Origin of the sequence: Mesorhizobium sp. M4B.F.Ca.ET.143.01.1.1, from assembly GCF_004792275.1 — a bacterium.
In the GTDB taxonomy this organism is placed as follows: domain Bacteria; phylum Pseudomonadota; class Alphaproteobacteria; order Rhizobiales; family Rhizobiaceae; genus Mesorhizobium; species Mesorhizobium abyssinicae.
Genome location: NZ_SRSR01000015.1, coordinates 1 through 15,261, shown reverse-complemented (window position 1 = coordinate 15,261; position 15,261 = coordinate 1). Strand labels below are relative to the sequence as shown.

General features: G+C 59.2%; 13 protein-coding genes and 1 pseudogene. 9 read left to right on the top strand and 5 right to left on the bottom strand.

Translation table 11 applies throughout. The features are described from left to right. The first annotated feature begins 32 nt into the window (after nucleotides 1-32). Nucleotides 33-978: pseudogene (locus EN786_RS28020) on the top strand (IS630 family transposase). Nucleotides 979-1,039: 61 nt separating this feature from the next. On the opposite strand, the gene EN786_RS28015 reads toward EN786_RS28020, so the two are convergent. From EN786_RS28015 to ehuB, 3 genes are all read right to left on the bottom strand, one after another. Further along, the gene (locus EN786_RS28015; RefSeq protein WP_128346929.1) at nucleotides 1,040-2,407 is read right to left on the bottom strand and encodes a glutamine synthetase family protein; all 1,368 of its coding nucleotides are present in this window, start codon (nucleotides 2,405-2,407) and stop codon (nucleotides 1,040-1,042) included. Nucleotides 2,408-2,934: 527 nt separating this feature from the next. After that, nucleotides 2,935-3,759 carry an Asp/Glu/hydantoin racemase gene (locus EN786_RS28010; RefSeq protein WP_128346930.1) on the bottom strand — a complete coding sequence of 275 codons (825 nt, stop codon included), beginning with the start codon at nucleotides 3,757-3,759 and terminating at the stop codon, nucleotides 2,935-2,937. Between the two features lie 233 nt (nucleotides 3,760-3,992). After that, nucleotides 3,993-4,883 carry an ectoine/hydroxyectoine ABC transporter substrate-binding protein EhuB gene (ehuB, locus tag EN786_RS28005; protein WP_135909086.1) on the bottom strand — a complete coding sequence of 297 codons (891 nt, stop codon included), beginning with the start codon at nucleotides 4,881-4,883 and terminating at the stop codon, nucleotides 3,993-3,995. A gap of 319 nt (nucleotides 4,884-5,202) precedes the next feature. Between ehuB and EN786_RS28000 the strand changes: the two genes are divergently transcribed. From EN786_RS28000 to EN786_RS27965, 8 genes are all read left to right on the top strand, one after another. Further along, nucleotides 5,203-6,372, top strand: a complete 1,170-nt coding sequence (locus tag EN786_RS28000) for a M24 family metallopeptidase (protein ID WP_189379787.1) — start codon at nucleotides 5,203-5,205, stop codon at nucleotides 6,370-6,372. A gap of 551 nt (nucleotides 6,373-6,923) precedes the next feature. Continuing rightward, complete coding sequence (locus tag EN786_RS27995; protein ID WP_128161172.1) at nucleotides 6,924-7,583, top strand: amino acid ABC transporter permease; 660 nt, start codon at nucleotides 6,924-6,926, stop codon at nucleotides 7,581-7,583. Beyond that, nucleotides 7,573-8,235 (top strand): amino acid ABC transporter permease, encoded by a 663-nt coding sequence (locus EN786_RS27990; RefSeq protein ID WP_128161169.1) that lies wholly within the window; start codon nucleotides 7,573-7,575, stop codon nucleotides 8,233-8,235. The genes EN786_RS27995 and EN786_RS27990 overlap by 11 nt, the downstream gene beginning before the upstream one ends. A 26-nt stretch (nucleotides 8,236-8,261) precedes the next feature. Next, nucleotides 8,262-9,053: an amino acid ABC transporter ATP-binding protein gene (locus EN786_RS27985; RefSeq protein ID WP_281035787.1), complete on the top strand. Its 792-nt coding sequence runs from the start codon at nucleotides 8,262-8,264 to the stop codon at nucleotides 9,051-9,053. A 260-nt stretch (nucleotides 9,054-9,313) separates the two neighbouring features. Then, the gene (locus tag EN786_RS27980) at nucleotides 9,314-9,901 is read left to right on the top strand and encodes a hypothetical protein (protein WP_245493487.1); all 588 of its coding nucleotides are present in this window, start codon (nucleotides 9,314-9,316) and stop codon (nucleotides 9,899-9,901) included. Between the two features lie 206 nt (nucleotides 9,902-10,107). After that, nucleotides 10,108-10,851 carry a GntR family transcriptional regulator gene (locus EN786_RS27975; protein ID WP_210214580.1) on the top strand — a complete coding sequence of 248 codons (744 nt, stop codon included), beginning with the start codon at nucleotides 10,108-10,110 and terminating at the stop codon, nucleotides 10,849-10,851. A gap of 146 nt (nucleotides 10,852-10,997) precedes the next feature. After that, nucleotides 10,998-12,014: a succinylglutamate desuccinylase/aspartoacylase family protein gene (locus EN786_RS27970; RefSeq protein ID WP_128346790.1), complete on the top strand. Its 1,017-nt coding sequence runs from the start codon at nucleotides 10,998-11,000 to the stop codon at nucleotides 12,012-12,014. 10 nt (nucleotides 12,015-12,024) lie between these two features. After that, complete coding sequence (locus EN786_RS27965) at nucleotides 12,025-13,242, top strand: pyridoxal-phosphate dependent enzyme (RefSeq protein ID WP_128346789.1); 1,218 nt, start codon at nucleotides 12,025-12,027, stop codon at nucleotides 13,240-13,242. Nucleotides 13,243-13,988: 746 nt separating this feature from the next. Here EN786_RS27965 and EN786_RS27955 read toward each other — a convergent pair. Both EN786_RS27955 and EN786_RS27950 read right to left on the bottom strand, forming a co-directional pair. Then, nucleotides 13,989-14,591, bottom strand: a complete 603-nt coding sequence (locus tag EN786_RS27955; RefSeq protein ID WP_135909084.1) for a UPF0149 family protein — start codon at nucleotides 14,589-14,591, stop codon at nucleotides 13,989-13,991. Continuing rightward, nucleotides 14,588-15,261, bottom strand: a 674-nt coding sequence (locus tag EN786_RS27950; RefSeq protein ID WP_135909082.1) for an IS66 family transposase, incomplete at its 5' end; no start/stop codon positions are given. The genes EN786_RS27955 and EN786_RS27950, both read right to left, overlap by 4 nt.

Genomic DNA, 15,261 nt, shown 5'->3' with positions numbered 1-15,261 from the left:
TCACTGTCCCGGTGATTTGCGAGGAGGTGATGATGACGAGGAGCCTGAGCGCGGACCTTCGTGGGCGCGTGATTGCGGCCATTGAAGACGGGGTTTCGACGCGGGAGGCGGCGCGTCGCTTCCGGATCGGTATTTCGACGGCCGGGAGTTGGTATCGCCGCTATCGCGAGACCGGCGAGATGGAAGCGCGCAAGCAGGGCCAGCCGGCGCGTTCGAAGCTCGATGCGCATGAGGCCTTCATTCTTGGCCTCATCCAGCACGCGCCGGACATCACGCTTGCCGAGATCGGGGAGCGCCTTGCCGCCGAGTGCGGCGTTCGGGTAGCGCCGTCCACGGTCTGGCTGTTCCTCGAGCGTCGCGGCATCACGTTTAAAAAAAGACGGCGCACGCCGCCGAACAGCAGCGCCCCGATGTCCTGCGCCGCCGCAGGACCTGGTTCGATGACCAGCTCGATCTCGCCCCGAGAGGCTGATCTTCATCGATGAGACCGCGGCTTCCACAAAGATGGCGCGGTTGCGCGGACGCAGCCTGCGCGGCGAACGATGCCGGGCGGCCGTTCCTCACGGCCATTGGAAGACCACCACCTTCACGGCCGGCCTGCGGCTGGGCGGCTTGGCGGCGCCAATGCTGCTCGATGGCCCTATGAATGGTTCTGCCTTCCTCGCCTATGCGGAGCAGGTCCTTGCACCCGAGCTTCGCCCCGGCGACATCGTGGTCATGGACAATCTACCGGCCCACAGGATCAGCGGGGTGCGCGAGGCGATCGAGAAGGTTGGCGCGCGGCTCCTGTTCCTGCCGCCATACTCGCCCGACTTCAACCCGATCGAGATGGCTTTCTCGAAACTCAAGGCCCTCCTGAGAAAGGCTGCAGCCCGAACCATCGACGAACTCTGGTCGGTCGTGGCCAACTGCCTCGCAGCTTTCACAGCCGAGGAATGCAGGCACTATTTCGAGGCAGCCGGCTATGACCCGGAGTAAGTCGAATCTGCTCTAGAAGGATAGTTGCCGCCGCCAGCGTAGGATTTCTGTCTCGTGAGCATCAAACAATTTCCAGATAAGCGCTGAATTCGTAATCCGTGACTTGCTCGGCGAAGCCGGCGATCTCCTGGCGTTTGCAGGCGATCAGCATCGAACGGAGCACGGGATCGAAGATTTCGGCGGCAATCGGCCCCGTCTCAAAGGCATCGACCGCCTGCCCCCACTCGGCAGGAATTTTGGGCAATTTCTCTACCGAACAAGCCTGTCCTTCGACCGGCGCTGGTGGCTTCCACTTGTTGCGGATTCCAACCAAGGCGGCCCCGAGGATCGCAGCAATGACGAGATAGGGATTGGCGTCGGCGCCGGCAACCCGATGTTCGATACGACGTGCGACGGGATTTCCACCCGGAATGCGGATTGCGGACGTGCGGTTTTCATAACCCCAGGAGACAGAGGTGGGCGCAAGCGTGTCGGGCCTGAGCCGCCGGTAGGAATTGAAATGCGGCGCAAACACGAGCGTGGTCTCGGCCATGCCCTGTAGCAGACCTGCCACTGCATGCTTCATCACGGACGAGCCCTCGTCGCTGCCGTCGTTGAAGACGTTGTTGCCGTCCTGGTCGAGCAGGCTGAAATGGATGTGCATACCGCTTCCAGAGCGAGTGCCATACGGCTTGGCCATGAAGGTTCCGGCGAGCCGATGCTTCCGGGCGACTCCTTTGACGATGCGCTTGAAGAAGATTGCGTCGTCCGCCGCCTTAAGCGGATCGTCGGTGTGCAACAGGTTTATCTCGAACTGGCCGATGCCGTTCTCCGCGATCGCCGCATCGGCCGGCACGTTCTGACGAGCGCATTCCTTGTAAACGTCGGAGAAGAACTCCCCGAAGTCGTCGAGTTCGTCGATCGACAGGATCGCGTCGGAGTCCAGCCGCCTGCCGGTATATGGCGAGATCGGGGGAACCGCGCTGCCGGGTTCCGGGTCGATGAGGTAGAACTCCAGCTCCGTCGCAACGACCGGCCGGAGGCCCAGTTCGCGATACCCGCTGACGATGGCCGCGAGCGCCTGCCGCGGGTCGGCGGGGAATGGCTTGCCCTCCTCGACAAAGAGCCAGAGCGGCACCAATGCGCTCGGCCGTGACGTCCAGTTGACCGGTAGGGCTCCTCGACCGGTGACGCCGCATAGACCGTCCCGATCGCCCGTCGTCAAGATCTGCTCGCTACCGATAATGTCTTCGCCCCAGATGTCGACGCCAACAATCGAGAGCGGCATACGGATCCCGCCCCCGAGAATCCTCGGCGCTTGCTCGACCGGCAGCCGTTTGCCCCGCATGATGCCATTCAAGTCGCAGATCACCGCCTGAATGCTTTCGACAGGACCGTTTCGGTCCAGCCACCCGCTGAACGCTTTGAGCTCGCCGTCGTCCCAAGACATATGTATCCAAGATCCTTGTGATCACATTTTCACAATGTTGATATCATTTGTGCAGTAGTGTCAAGATTCTGGCCTTCACAACAGCTCACGGATTGCGAAAGGGGCTGACGTCCGGTTTGTCGACGTCCGCATGATTTTTTAAGTTTGCCGCGCGAAATGTAAGCAAGTTCCAGAGCCTGCCGGCCGACGAGCCCGTTCAAGAGCGGTAATTTGAGCCTCGTATTTGACGGCCTCCGCATCGTCGTCGAAGGGCTAGCCAGCGGCGGCCAACGTCAGGCGAAACGCGTCATCGGCGCGGCAGAGCAAACGTTGGAACGGTCCTCGATCTTGTCGCGCTTCGTGGCTGTCTGCACTCCGCGTTGTTCAGGGCCCCTTCAGGCGGAAGCTGCAGACGCAGGCAACCCGGTCAAAGCCAACCAACCGCTATGGCGAGAAAGCTGCTCAGCGAGCTCAACAGAATGATCGCCGAAGGCGCCGCTTCGCGAAGTCGCCATCTTAGATACAGTTCCTAGCAGACCCAGCGCGGTTCAGTCCGCGTCTGGCGCGAGGCCGATTTCGAACAGCCGCCCGCAGCCGGGCACGGGATCGTCGCAACCGGCAAGACGCAGGGCATGCCAGCACAGCGCCTGATTGGATGTGATGACGTGCTTGCCCGTTTGCTTTTCGATACTGCCGATCACCGAGGCGGCGCGCATTTGCGTGCAGGCGATTACCACCGTATCGACGTCCGCTCCGTCGATCACGCGCGTCACCGCAAGTTCGATGCTTGCGGGTGAGATGAAGGGAGCTTCGTCTCCGATATTGCCGCTGGCGTTGTGAAACGCCGCCGCCACGACGACCTCACGTCCGGTTGCTCCGATCCTCGTGATCGTCGTCTCCGCGATATCGCGAGGGTAGGGGGAGACATATGCGATGCGTTGCGAGCCGAGTGCGCGAAGGGCGGCCACAATGCCGGTGAATGGATCCGTCACCAACGCGTTCGAATGAACGTTCCGGATGCGCCGGCGCAACTCCTCGGGGCCGATGATCATCGCGGCAGAGGTGCAACCGAGGGCGACGACATCCGAAGGGCGCAGGCTATTAATCTGCCGCACCGCGAGGTCGATGTCGTCGACTTGTTTCCGAAGCACCTCCATGGTGACCGCCTGATTTTTCTGCCGCGCGGCCAGCACGCGGCTTTCGTAAAGGGCGACGCCGGGTAGATCGAGCATAGCGTGCGCCTCATGAGACAGTGTCTGGTCATTTGAAATGACCACCATTCCGATATGTGCGCGCGAACCAAAGCCGCTGTCCAGTTCGTAATCTACATCTGTCCAGCGGCGGTTGGTCGGGAGGTCGAGGGACTGTTCCATGGATCTGTCGTGAACCGTTATGTACTGGCTGGTGCGTCTCAGCGAGCAGACCGGCTACAATTCGCCGGGTCAGTCACTGAATGGCGACATTGACCGCACAGCAGCAATACCACGGTGCGCAGGGCAATTCGGGTCAGGTTCGAATACGGACCTAGAAGCGGAGGCGGGCTGTTCAGCTATTCGCCCCGGGCCATAAGCCGACCGTGGAGCAATATGGCCCTGCGCGGCGTTACTCACCGATAGTTGCCCTGGCAAATGGTCTCTGCGGTCATTTCGTCACCGGCCAGTTCGGACTTGACGAAACCGTACGACGACAGCTTCTCCCAGACGGTGCCTTCGGACTTTCTGGCAGCGAGGCTCTTGTTGAACCGATCACGGAAATCCGCGTCCTCAGGCCGGAATGCAATTGCCGAGTAGCCGAGCGCCTCTTTGCCGTCTTTCATGATGCGTCCAGTGAACGGAGCGGCGCGCTCGAGACCCTTGATTTTGGGGTCATTCAAAATGCCAAGGGCTGTGCCGCTGGTCATCAAGATCGCATCGACGCGATCCGCCAGAAGCGCAGCGACCAGCTCGTTGTAGTCTTGGAAGAGTTGGATCCGCTCCGACGGCACCCCCGAGGCAATCGCGTTCTCTGTCGTGGATGTGCCGCGCGCATCACCCACTCGAACCTTGGAGTTTTTCGCCATGTCGGCATAGCTGTGAATGTTCAAAGGGTTTCCAGCTTTCACGATTGCCGCATCGCCAGTGGCCATGAAGGGTTCGGAAAAGCTAACTTGTTTGCAGCGTTCTGGAGTGATGTTCATGCCGGAGGCCACCGCGTCGATCCGGCGCGACATCAGGCTGGGGATTAGCGCGCCGAAGTCCATCACAATGAAGTCAACTTCCTTGACGCCAAGCGGCTCGACGACATCCTTCAGAACGTCCGGATGAACGCCCGATACGGTGCCATCGTCTTTCTTGAAGCCCCAAGGCCAACGGTTGTGAATGCCGATGGTTAGTTTGCCTTCCCTTGCGACCTGCGGCGTGAGCGTTTCCGCGTTGGCCACCATCAACGACAGACCAACCGAGAGGAGCGCTACGGTGATGAGCATTGCGGCTTTGCGATTGACGCTGAGGATTCCCATCTGAAGCTCTTGTTGGAGTTGTTTGAGGGTGACTTCCGAATCCGTATAGCAGGTATACCGACAAGTCAACAATAATAATCTGATTGATTCGTATGGGGACCGTTCTCGCGCCATTGACGGGTAAGCTGCTCTTCAAGGCATGCGTTCCGCATCGGCTGCATTGAACCGGGATTGGCGGATAGAGCAGGGCGTGGGGCGGCGACTTGTGCAGGCATAACGAAGGGGCGGTGCTCACGAAACATTATGCAGCGACAACCTTGACGAATAATTATACCTGGTATAATGAATCAGTTCCGTTGTTTCAATGAAGGTGATATACATGTACGACAGGTTTCTCGTACGCGCAGATGAGTACCGGGACCGCATCGACACACTCCGCAAGTGCATGGCAGAACAATCTGTTGATGCGTTCGTGATCTCAGACCAAGACAACTTTGAATATTTCAGCGGCTACAAGTCTCTGTTCTGGGCATCCAAAGCTCGGCCGTATTTTCTAGTCGTTCTGAAAGACAGCGACGCGGTGATGGTCGTGGCGGCCGCTGCCGAAGCGAAGGCATTTTCTCAAACGTCCGAACTGCCTGCAGGTCTGGTGCACCAGCAATATTCCGGCTTCATCGAGGGTGCGGTCGACAAAGTCACCGAGGTTCTTGGACGGGCCGACCCTCGCAGAATTGCGCTGGATTACGGATTCGAGAGTTTCGGCGTCGGTTCCCTCAGTCTGATCGACAAGCTGAAGACTCGGTTCCCTGCAGCACGGCTTGTTGAAGGTGCGGATTCCATTTGGCCCATCCGAATGATCAAGACGCCGGCGGAAATTGCCCAGAAGCGGCTTACGCTCGAGATCGCGCATGACGCGTTCCACCATTGCCTGAACAACTTGACGCTGGGAACGACGGAAAAACAGTTCGCCAAGGCATTGACGCTGGAGCTGATCGAACGTGGCGCCGAGTCGGTCCCGTGGCTCCCGGTGCGTTTCGGACGCAAGGATTTCGCTTATAGTCTGCCGCCCACCGATCGGCCGCTGGCAAAGGATGATTTCATCTGGGTCGATATCGGTTGCCGAATGTTGGGTTCGATTTCAGACGTCAATCGGATCGCCAAGGCCGGGCGCGTCACCAACGAAGAGCAAAGCATCTACACGCAGGTCCGAAACATGACAATCGCGACCTTATCTGCAATCAAGCCGGGCATGACCGGTGCCGATGTCTATGCCGCGTTCGAAGCGTTTGCCAAGCAGACTGAGTTGGGGCTGCCGAGCGCAACCGCGTCCCGGATCGGCCATGGATCTGGTCGCAACCTAACGGAGCCACCCTCGATCGCGGCCACCTCGAAGGAGGTGATGCATGAGAGGATGATCATCCACGTCGAGCCGAAATACGAACTGAACGGTGGAGTATTCCAGTTGGAGGAGGTCGCCGTGGTGACGAAGGACGGCGCCGAACTCATCACCAAGCTTTCCGAAAAGATATTCCCTGAAATTCTGGTCTAACTCCGAAGGATTCGTCTGGTGCCATGATCTGCCTCCCTTCCATCCAGCGGGTCATGGCTTCTTGCCGGGGGCCGAGCCATCTACTTCCCGGGTTCTCTTTCTTCAAGCAGGGTTGAGACAAGACATGTTAGTTGGTCGCTTGGCGCGTGCTGTTGTTGGTGTCTCGGCGCCTGTCAAATGGGAGCGAATTTCGCCAGGGGTGCGTCGCAGAAGTCGGCCACTTTTGGCCGCTGTGAGGCGCTCGCGAACCTGCGAATTGCAGAGACAGCGGGTAAGACGAGCTTTTGCAGGGAGATCCTGCTGACATGCCTTGGGTATACCAAAAAATCGTGCCGGCGGTTGGCCAACCCGAGGCGACTTTCCCGACAGGCACTGTGCTTAGGCACGTTGGTCTGAGGCCATTTTATCTCCGTCGCCGCAGTGTTGTGTTCCGAAAAGGACCAAGGCCGCGCATCTGCGGTCTTCGCGAAACTCTGTTTTCACGCGGCGAGCCGTCCGATACCAAATGTTCTTCGTCGGGGTAGGAAGCAGATAAAGAGACGCGAGGACGAATGAGCTTCTTCGACATTATGCGGGGTATATTCGAAGGCTTCGACATCACGGCGGTCGTGACCATGCTCGGTCTATGCTATGCGATCCCTTTTGCGCTGATTGCGGGGGTCTTGCAGCACTTTCTGCGCGGTTGGGCGCGTTTCGGCATCACCGCTATCATCGAATTCTGGCGCAGTTCATCCCTCATCGTGCTGCTGTATGCCTTCTACTACTCGTTGCCCGCCTTCGGGATCTATCTGTCTGGAATTGCCGTGGGGGCGCTGGTGCTTGGGCTCAACATCGGCGGATATGGCAGCCAGTCTGTCCGCGCGGCATTACAGGCGCTCGATCGGGGGCAGACGGAGGCGGGGCTGGCTCTCGGGCTGAGTCGGTTTGATGTGCTGCGGCTGATCGAATTACCGCAGGCGATCGCCGCCATGATGCCGACATTCATCAACCTGGCAATCCAACTCATCAAGGGCACCGCCCTGGTGTCGCTGCTGACGCTCACCGACATGACATTCCGCGCGAAGGAGATTTCGCAACTCAGCTACGATCCGGTGCGCATCTATTCTGGATTGCTGTTGGCCTATTTCATCGTCTGCTACCCCGTGACGATTCTCGGCCGCTATCTGGAGAAAAAGCTCGGTAAGGGGCGGAGGCGTATCAATGAGCTTTGACCTAGGTTTTGCAATCGAGATCATTCCGCTCGTGCTGAAGGGAATCGGCAACACGATTCTTGTGGCAATACTGAGCTTCATCGGCGCATCGGTTATGGGGTTCATCCTGGAAATGCTTCGCAGGTCTCACTGGATAGTCCGCCCTTTAGCCCAGCTGCTGATTGATGCAATCCGCTCCACACCTGTTCTGGTCCAGCTCTATTTTATCTACTTCGTTCTACCCTCTTACGGGATCACTCTCCCTGCTTTCGTTATCGGCGTTCTGGGGCTGAGCATCTACTACTCCGGATATCTGTCCGAGGTGTTCAAGGCGGGGATCGACGCCATCCCTGCGGGGCAGAGCGAAGCCGCTTTCAGTCTCGGGCTGAACTGGCTCGACGTATTGATTTTCGTCATTGCACCGCAAATGCTACGAAACGTGGCGGCGCCCCTAGGCGCATACTCCGTGTCGATTCTAAAGGCGACCCCATACCTTGCCGTCATCGCGGTCCCTGAAATGTTGGGAAGCGCATTCGATGTGTCCTCGGCAACTTATCGCTACGCCGAGCCAATGGCTGTCGCCGGCGTGCTGTTCCTCGCTCTGGCCTTGATCGCCGTCGCGCTGGTCAGCCGGTTGGAACGTCGCCTCGGGTTGACATCCCACACAGCATGAAAAGGACAGATGATAAGAGGTGCTTCATGATCGCGATCAATCGTCAAGACATGCCGAATCATAGCGGCGAGGCAGTGCAAGCGGCTGACGTGGCCATTCGGATCGAGAACCTGTCCAAATGGTACGGAGATTTCCAGGTTTTGACCGACATTTATCTCGAGGTGGCCCATGGCGAACGCATCGTCATTTGCGGCCCCTCGGGATCCGGCAAATCGACGCTCATCCGATGCATCAATCAATTGGAGGTGCATCAGAAGGGCCGTGTAGTCGTGAATGGAGTAGAACTCCGGCCCGGGATGAAGGGGCTTGCCGAGGTGCGGAGCAATGTCGGAATGGTGTTTCAGCAGTTCAATCTATTCCCGCATATGAGCGTGATTGAAAACTGCACGCTTGCCATGCGGCGCGTTCGCAAGATCGCCAAGGCAGAAGCGGAATCCATAGCACTGGAAAACCTCGCGCGGGTGCGCATAGCAGAACAGGCGCAGAAGTATCCAAGCCAGTTGTCGGGCGGACAGCAGCAGCGCGTCGCGATTGCCCGCGCACTTTGTATGAAGCCTAAAGTGCTGCTTTTTGACGAACCGACCTCCGCACTTGATCCTGAAATGATCAAGGAAGTTCTCGACGTTATGACACTATTGGCAAAGGACGGAATGACGATGGTTTGCGTAACTCATGAGATGGGCTTTGCACGCAATGTCGCGGATCGCGTGATTTTCATGGATGCAGGCAAAATCGTCGAGCAGAGCGAGCCGGAGGAATTCTTCGGCAATCCCTCCAATGACCGCGTCCGGACGTTCCTTGAGCAGATATTGCATTAGTAACCGGTATGATCATGACGGTCCCATCTGATCCCCCGCTGGAGATGCCAGATTTTCGGCGTATGGTGCGACCATCCGGGACAGGGGCACCGGGAGCACGCCAAGTGCGGGCAGGCCGATGTATTCGATGAGCTGCGAGCTCGCGTTAGTAGCTGGCCGCCCCTGCGACCTGCCCGGTTGCGCCGAGAGCGCGAATCCTAGTGTCGCGTCGCCCGCCGGCTCCCGATTGTTCAAGGAGAGGGAGCCAATGAGACGTGTAATTGGAATGGGACATCCATCGCTCCTTTGCGGAAGTGGTTTTCTGGGAAGATGGCCGGCTGCGCCATCACGGACGGGTCGACATGACCCGTTCCGGACTGGAGGGATATGGCCGTAGCTTGAACAGCACGGACGAAGTCGTTGTCGAGGCGACCGGCAATGCTATGGCGGTGGTGCGGGTGCTGTCGCCTTTCCTCGGCCGGGTGATTGTCGCCAACCCGATGCAGGTGAAGGCGATATCGCCCATGCCAGGATCAAAACCGAAAGATCGATGGCGGTGTTCTGGCGCAGCTTCACGCCAGCGGCTTTCTGCCGGAGGTCTGGGTTCCCGACGACCAGCTTCGCCGTCTCGTCGCCCGGCGCAATCAGGTCGTGCGGCACCGCACGCGCGTGAAGAACGAGGTGCATGGCATACTGCAGGCGCACGTCGTGCCGAAGTGCCCGCATGCCGATCTGTTCAACAATCTCGGCCGTGCCTGGCTCCCTGGCTCGAGTGGCAGGTGCTTCCCGACGACGAGCGGGCCGCTATCGCTAGACATATTCGTGAGATCGATCGCCTGGCCGAGGATCTGGCAATCCTGATGAGCTAACAAAGCGCTTCTCGATGTCATCCGTCGACTAGATGGTTTCGTGTCGGTCTCGGGAAGGCCTGGATTGCGCAAACCAGTTGACTTCGGCGCTATACTAGGTATACCGCTGTGCCGAAGCATTTGTCCTGAGGTCCTACCCGAAGAGTCCCGGCGAGTCGGTATGGTGGGTGGTTCGAGTAAGGTCGGAACAAGGATAGGAGAGCTCTGTGAGCATTTCTCAGTTGCAGAGCGCGCCGTCGCTCCACGAGGCGGTCCGGGAAGAACTTCTGGAGCGGATAAAGGGCGGGACCTATCAGCCCGGTGCGCTCATCCCGTCCACGGTAATGCTGAGCGAAGAATTCGGGGTCAGCGCCATTACCGTAAAACGGGCGCTGCGTGATCTGCAGTCCTTGGGCATGCTGACGTCTATTGCGGGGAAGGGGACCTTCGTAAAGGACAACAAACGCTTTCTTCTCCAGCTGGATGCTTCGATGTCTTGGCTTGTGAATGCCAACCTGCGGCTCCTGTCGATCGCCCGGGAGAAGATTGCGGAACCCGCGATGCAGACATTCGAGCCGCCGGAAGTGGCGATGCTCTGCGTCCGCAAGATGGTCTTCTCTGGGGATGATTCTCCCATTATGTACGACGCTACTTATCTGTCGGCAGATGTCGACGGCGATATCGTTGATGAGTTCGGCGCCGGTTTTGTAACCAGCGTGCTTAGTCGTCACAATGTCGATATCACAAATATCAGAATACTCATTGATGCGGTACCGGCTTCAGGAAAGGCAGGCGAGGTCTTTGGTGTTCCTAGCGGGTACCCCATGCTTCGCCGACTTTACCACATCACGACAAATAAGGCGGGAATGACAATTTACGGTATTACGGAATCTCCTTTCGACAAGTTGGCGTGCATGTTTGAAATTCCTTCCGTCCCGCGAACTGCCCAATTATCCGAGTTTGTCAAGTGAACGCCGTGACCTGAGCTACGGATGTCGTCGTCGTAGCTCTTGCTATCAGGGAGCCGAAATGAACCGCACAGCGGTGTGTGGCAAGGAATCACCTGCGCGCTAGGTGCGATCATGGCAGCCAACAATCCAGCATGAGAAGGTAAGAAATGTCTCAATTCACGCGTATTTGGTCGCCGATCGACTATGAAATGGACGGGAAGCAGGAGGATTGCCTGCGTCTACCGATTTCGATTGATACCTCAGCCTATGGGTGGATCCCGATCCCGCTGATCTGCATTAAAAACGGCAACGGTCCTACCGCGGTCCTTCTCGCCGGCGTTCACGGTGACGAATACGAAGGCCAGATCGCCCTGATGCGCCTCGCGAGGAATCTCAGGACCGAAGACGTGGCTGGCCGCATCATCATCGTTCCGTCCCTGAATTTCCCTTCGGTCGAAGCAGGGAGTCGGGTGTCGCCCATCGATGATGGCAATCTCAACCGCCTTTATCCGGGGCTGGCCCATGGGACGGCGACTTCCATGATCGCCCACTACGTGACTTCCGTTCTCATGCCGATGGCCGATCTCATCGTCGATCTGCACTCGGGAGGCCGTTCGCTTCTTTACATGCCTTGCGGTCTGATCCGTCCGGGCAAGACACCGGAGCAGCATGAGAAACAGATCGAATTGCTCAAGGTGCTCGGCGCCCCGATCGGCTATCTGACAGACGGCACCGGCATGGGGGGCAATACAACTCTGCCGGCCGCTGCAGAGAGTAGCGGTATTCCTGTGATCACGGCTGAGCTTGGCGGCGGTGCGACGCTGAGCCCGGCCGGAACCGATCTGGCGGTGAACGGTGCTATGCGACTTCTGAAGCATGTCGGCATTCTGCCCTCCTGCAAAGTCGAGACGGCCGGGCCTGTGCGGCTAATGAAAAGTTCCAGCACCGGGCTCATGGTTTATGGTGAGACGGACGGGCTTTTTGAACCGCTTGCCGAGCCCGGCCACGATGTAGCGGAAGGGCAGCTGGCCGGGCTGATCCATTCGCTTCACTGGCCGCATAGAGAGCCGCAGAAGGTCTATTTCGCTCGTTCGGGCATGGTTGTCTCCCGGCGCTATCCGACGCTGACCAAACGTGGCGACTGCCTCTTCGAACTATTACAGGATATCGCATCTTCCCCCTAAGGCCTAGCGTATGGCGGTCAAGCTCAACCCCCGTGTCGCCGGGATGCAATGCATCCGTTGCGACATGCTCCATTCAATCGACGATTACTTCGAAGGATGTCCGGCGTGTCGTGACGCGGGTATTCCTTCAAGTGTCGCCCCCCATTTCGCAGAACTTCCGTCTTCACTCGAACCGGGAGGCATCAGCGACTGGCTCAGCTATCCGATGGCTTCCGGGCTTGGTGAGGGCAATACGCCCCTTTCCGGCATAAAGCGGCTGGCTGATGCCCTGGGTGTCGGGACGCTCTACACGAAAAACGAATTCGTCAACCCTGCTGGCTCCCACAAGGACCGCATGGCGACTATGATTGTGCAGAGGGCGCTCCACATTGGGGCTTCTACCGTCGCGGTCGCTTCTACAGGCAATGCCGGAGTGTCTACGGCCGCCTATGCGGCCCGTGCCGGGCTCGAATGCGTGGTGGTCACAACCCCGCAGATCACGCCGAACTGGCGGCGTGCACTTGAAACGCATGGCGCACGGATCATCGCGACGGCGCATCCCGACGATCGTTGGAAGCTCGTTCGGGAAATGGCGCGCCGCGGCGAATGGTATCCTGTGACGAATTACCTGACCCCGCCCGTGGGGAGCAATCCTTTCGGGGTCGATGGCTATCGGGCCATCGCCTTTGAGCTCTATCTGCAGCTTGGTCAGGCCGCCCCGACCGATATCGTGGTACCGACATCGCGTGGTGATCTGATCTGGGGGATCGCAAAAGGCTATGTTGACCTCCAGGCAGCGGGGCTGATTCGGTCATTGCCCAGAGTTCACGCCGTTGAGCCCCTGCCACGGATCGCCCGTGCTCTTGCGGGGCAGGGCATGACCGGCAGTTGTCCTGGCAGCACTAGCATGGTGTCGATCAGCGGGGATACGGTAACATATCAGTCCTTGAAGGCGCTGGAGATGACGCGGTCTTCGGCGGTAGCCGTGACCGATGCTGAAGTCGCCGCGGATCAGGCGCTTTTGGGGCGGGAAGGCTTGTATCTGGAACGTTCGAGTGTTGCTGCCTTCTCCGGATTGCGAAGGCTACTCGCCCAGTGCGCGGTTCCCCGTGATGCGCGGGTCGTCCTGCTTGCCACTTCGCACGGCTACAAGGAAGAGGCCCTTTACCCCGCGCACCTGGATGCGGTGGACATTTCAGAATTTGCTATCGATTGGAGCCCATCCGCGAACGTCGTGGCTCGACAGTGACGATGGTCTTTGTTCGGCCACCACTCCGGTATGAAGCTGGCCACCGTTCCAACCAAAGGCCGGCCAGTTTTCGGCACTGAAGATGACCTCCTGGGTGAGCAACTTGGGAATCAAATACCTCGCTACGAACGGGGAGATTTTGATGCCGGCAAAAAGAAGACTGACCATGAGACAGTTGAGACAAATGCTTCGGCTTGCCGGCCGCGAGATTGCGGTCGTGCTGGGAATAGCACGCAGTACGGCGGGTTGAGCTGGCCTCTGCCAAGACAGAGCCGAACTGGGCCCATCTTGCCGTCGAAAGAAGCCCGGGCGTCACGCTCCTCATCTTGTGGGAGGAGTATCGAGGAAGCCATCCCGGCGGATATGGCTACAGCCGTTATGTGGTGGCCAAATTTATGTTGTGGCGCTCGGAGCGAGCCAAGGATCCCGGCGGTTCCCCTGGCTCGACCCGCAACATAGGAAGGCGACGTTTTGAATCTACAAGGCTTTCAGGAATGTCATCAATGATGGCCGAGAACGTTGCCGAGGCGGCCCCCTCAAGCCATTGATGTCAACCTTGGCCAACGACTCGGCCTTTGCCGATCAATTCCACCCACAACGGCCATCGCGTTACCCTCGAAGGCGACAGCATGAGAAAGCAAAAAACACCGCCGCTCTTGACCGGTAAGCGGTGCACCAAGGCACCTTACCCGAAGTCGCCCGATGCGTGTATGGCGGTCAGCCGTTAGTTGATGCGCCGGCCGCGATCACTGCGGGTTATCATAACGGGTGACATAGTGGAGTTCGCGAAGGGCGGGGATGACCAGGGCGATGTCCTTGTAGGCCTCATGCTCGATGAAGTGCGCGGTCGCGGGCCCCGGCCTGGGTTTGCCGAGGACGGGCCGCCCTTTTTTGTCGACGCAGTAGATCAGGATCGGCAGCAGCAGACCGTGGTTTGGGTTCTTGAGGTCGAGCAGCCGTTTCCAGCGTTTGATGTTGAGATTCATGGCCGCGTGGAACCCCTGGCACCACGGCCGCGGGTCGATGCCGCCGCTAGGCTTGGTGGTGAAGCGGGGTGCATAATCCTGCGGTCTGTCAAACAGCGTCTCGTTGATCCGGTTGTGGATCCTGGCGACGCTAGCAAACACTGCGTGATCGGTTGCAGACCCTTTGGCCAGAACATCGCGCGGCAACCCCATGACCGGGCACATCCAGTCTTGCGGGTCCGCGAACCGCGGCCCGGTGACCGCCGCCGTCACGAAGCCATCCAGCGCCGAGACGGTCCGCACCAGCGGGCGGGGGTTGGCCTTGGCGGCCATCCAGGCCTCGAGCGCCTGGTCCGACAGCGCCATGTCATCGAGCGCGCTCATGCCGCCAAGGGGAGCGGCATGTCTTGGCGGCGCACCCAGTTCCACGGCATCAGCTCATCCCAGCGCGAGGCTGGCCAATCGTTCTGGATTCGCTCGGCGACATCGGCCATGTAGGCTTCGGCATCGACGCCGCAGAGCTTGCAGGTTTCTATGATGCTGAGCACGACCGCTGACCGCTCGGCCGCGGCGAAGCTGCCCGAGAAAAGCCAATTGCGCCGGCCGACGGTAAATCCACGAATCGCGCGCTCCGCAATCAGGTTGTCGGGCTCGAGCTGGCCATCGTAGAGGAAGCGGTTGAACGCGCGCCATCGCCTGGTGCCATAGGCGAAGGCCTTGGCGATATCGGCGTGGCGCGACAAACCTTTGGCCTGGCGCATGAGCTGTCGTCGCAGCGCCCGGACCAGGGGTCGGGTCCGCCCTCGTCGTGCGGCCAATCGCTCGGCCGGCGGGAGCCCCCGTATCTCTTCCTCGATCCGGTAGATCGCCTGGATGCCGGCCATCGCCGTCGTGCTGAGCTCGGTCGGCTGGCTGTCGTGAACGTCGAATATCTTGCGGCGCAGATGGGCCAGGCAGGCAGCTTCGCGAATGACGCCGCCCTTGTAGATCTGATTGTAGCCGGTGAACCCATCGGCCTGCAGCGTTCCGGCAAATCCGGCGAGCTCGCTCATCA

What these genes read in the sequence shown, in the direction of transcription:
- EN786_RS28015 (WP_128346929.1), bottom strand. Translation starts at nt 2,407, where the DNA reads ATGTCTTGGGACGACGGCGAGCTCAAAGCGTTCAGCGGGTGGCTGGAC.
- EN786_RS28010 (WP_128346930.1), bottom strand. Translation starts at nt 3,759, where the DNA reads ATGGAACAGTCCCTCGACCTCCCGACCAACCGCCGCTGGACAGATGTA.
- ehuB (WP_135909086.1), bottom strand. Translation starts at nt 4,883, where the DNA reads ATGGGAATCCTCAGCGTCAATCGCAAAGCCGCAATGCTCATCACCGTA.
- EN786_RS28000 (WP_189379787.1), top strand. Translation starts at nt 5,203, where the DNA reads ATGTACGACAGGTTTCTCGTACGCGCAGATGAGTACCGGGACCGCATC.
- EN786_RS27995 (WP_128161172.1), top strand. Translation starts at nt 6,924, where the DNA reads ATGAGCTTCTTCGACATTATGCGGGGTATATTCGAAGGCTTCGACATC.
- EN786_RS27990 (WP_128161169.1), top strand. Translation starts at nt 7,573, where the DNA reads ATGAGCTTTGACCTAGGTTTTGCAATCGAGATCATTCCGCTCGTGCTG.
- EN786_RS27985 (WP_281035787.1), top strand. Translation starts at nt 8,262, where the DNA reads ATGATCGCGATCAATCGTCAAGACATGCCGAATCATAGCGGCGAGGCA.
- EN786_RS27970 (WP_128346790.1), top strand. Translation starts at nt 10,998, where the DNA reads ATGTCTCAATTCACGCGTATTTGGTCGCCGATCGACTATGAAATGGAC.
- EN786_RS27965 (WP_128346789.1), top strand. Translation starts at nt 12,025, where the DNA reads ATGGCGGTCAAGCTCAACCCCCGTGTCGCCGGGATGCAATGCATCCGT.
- EN786_RS27955 (WP_135909084.1), bottom strand. Translation starts at nt 14,591, where the DNA reads ATGAGCGCGCTCGATGACATGGCGCTGTCGGACCAGGCGCTCGAGGCC.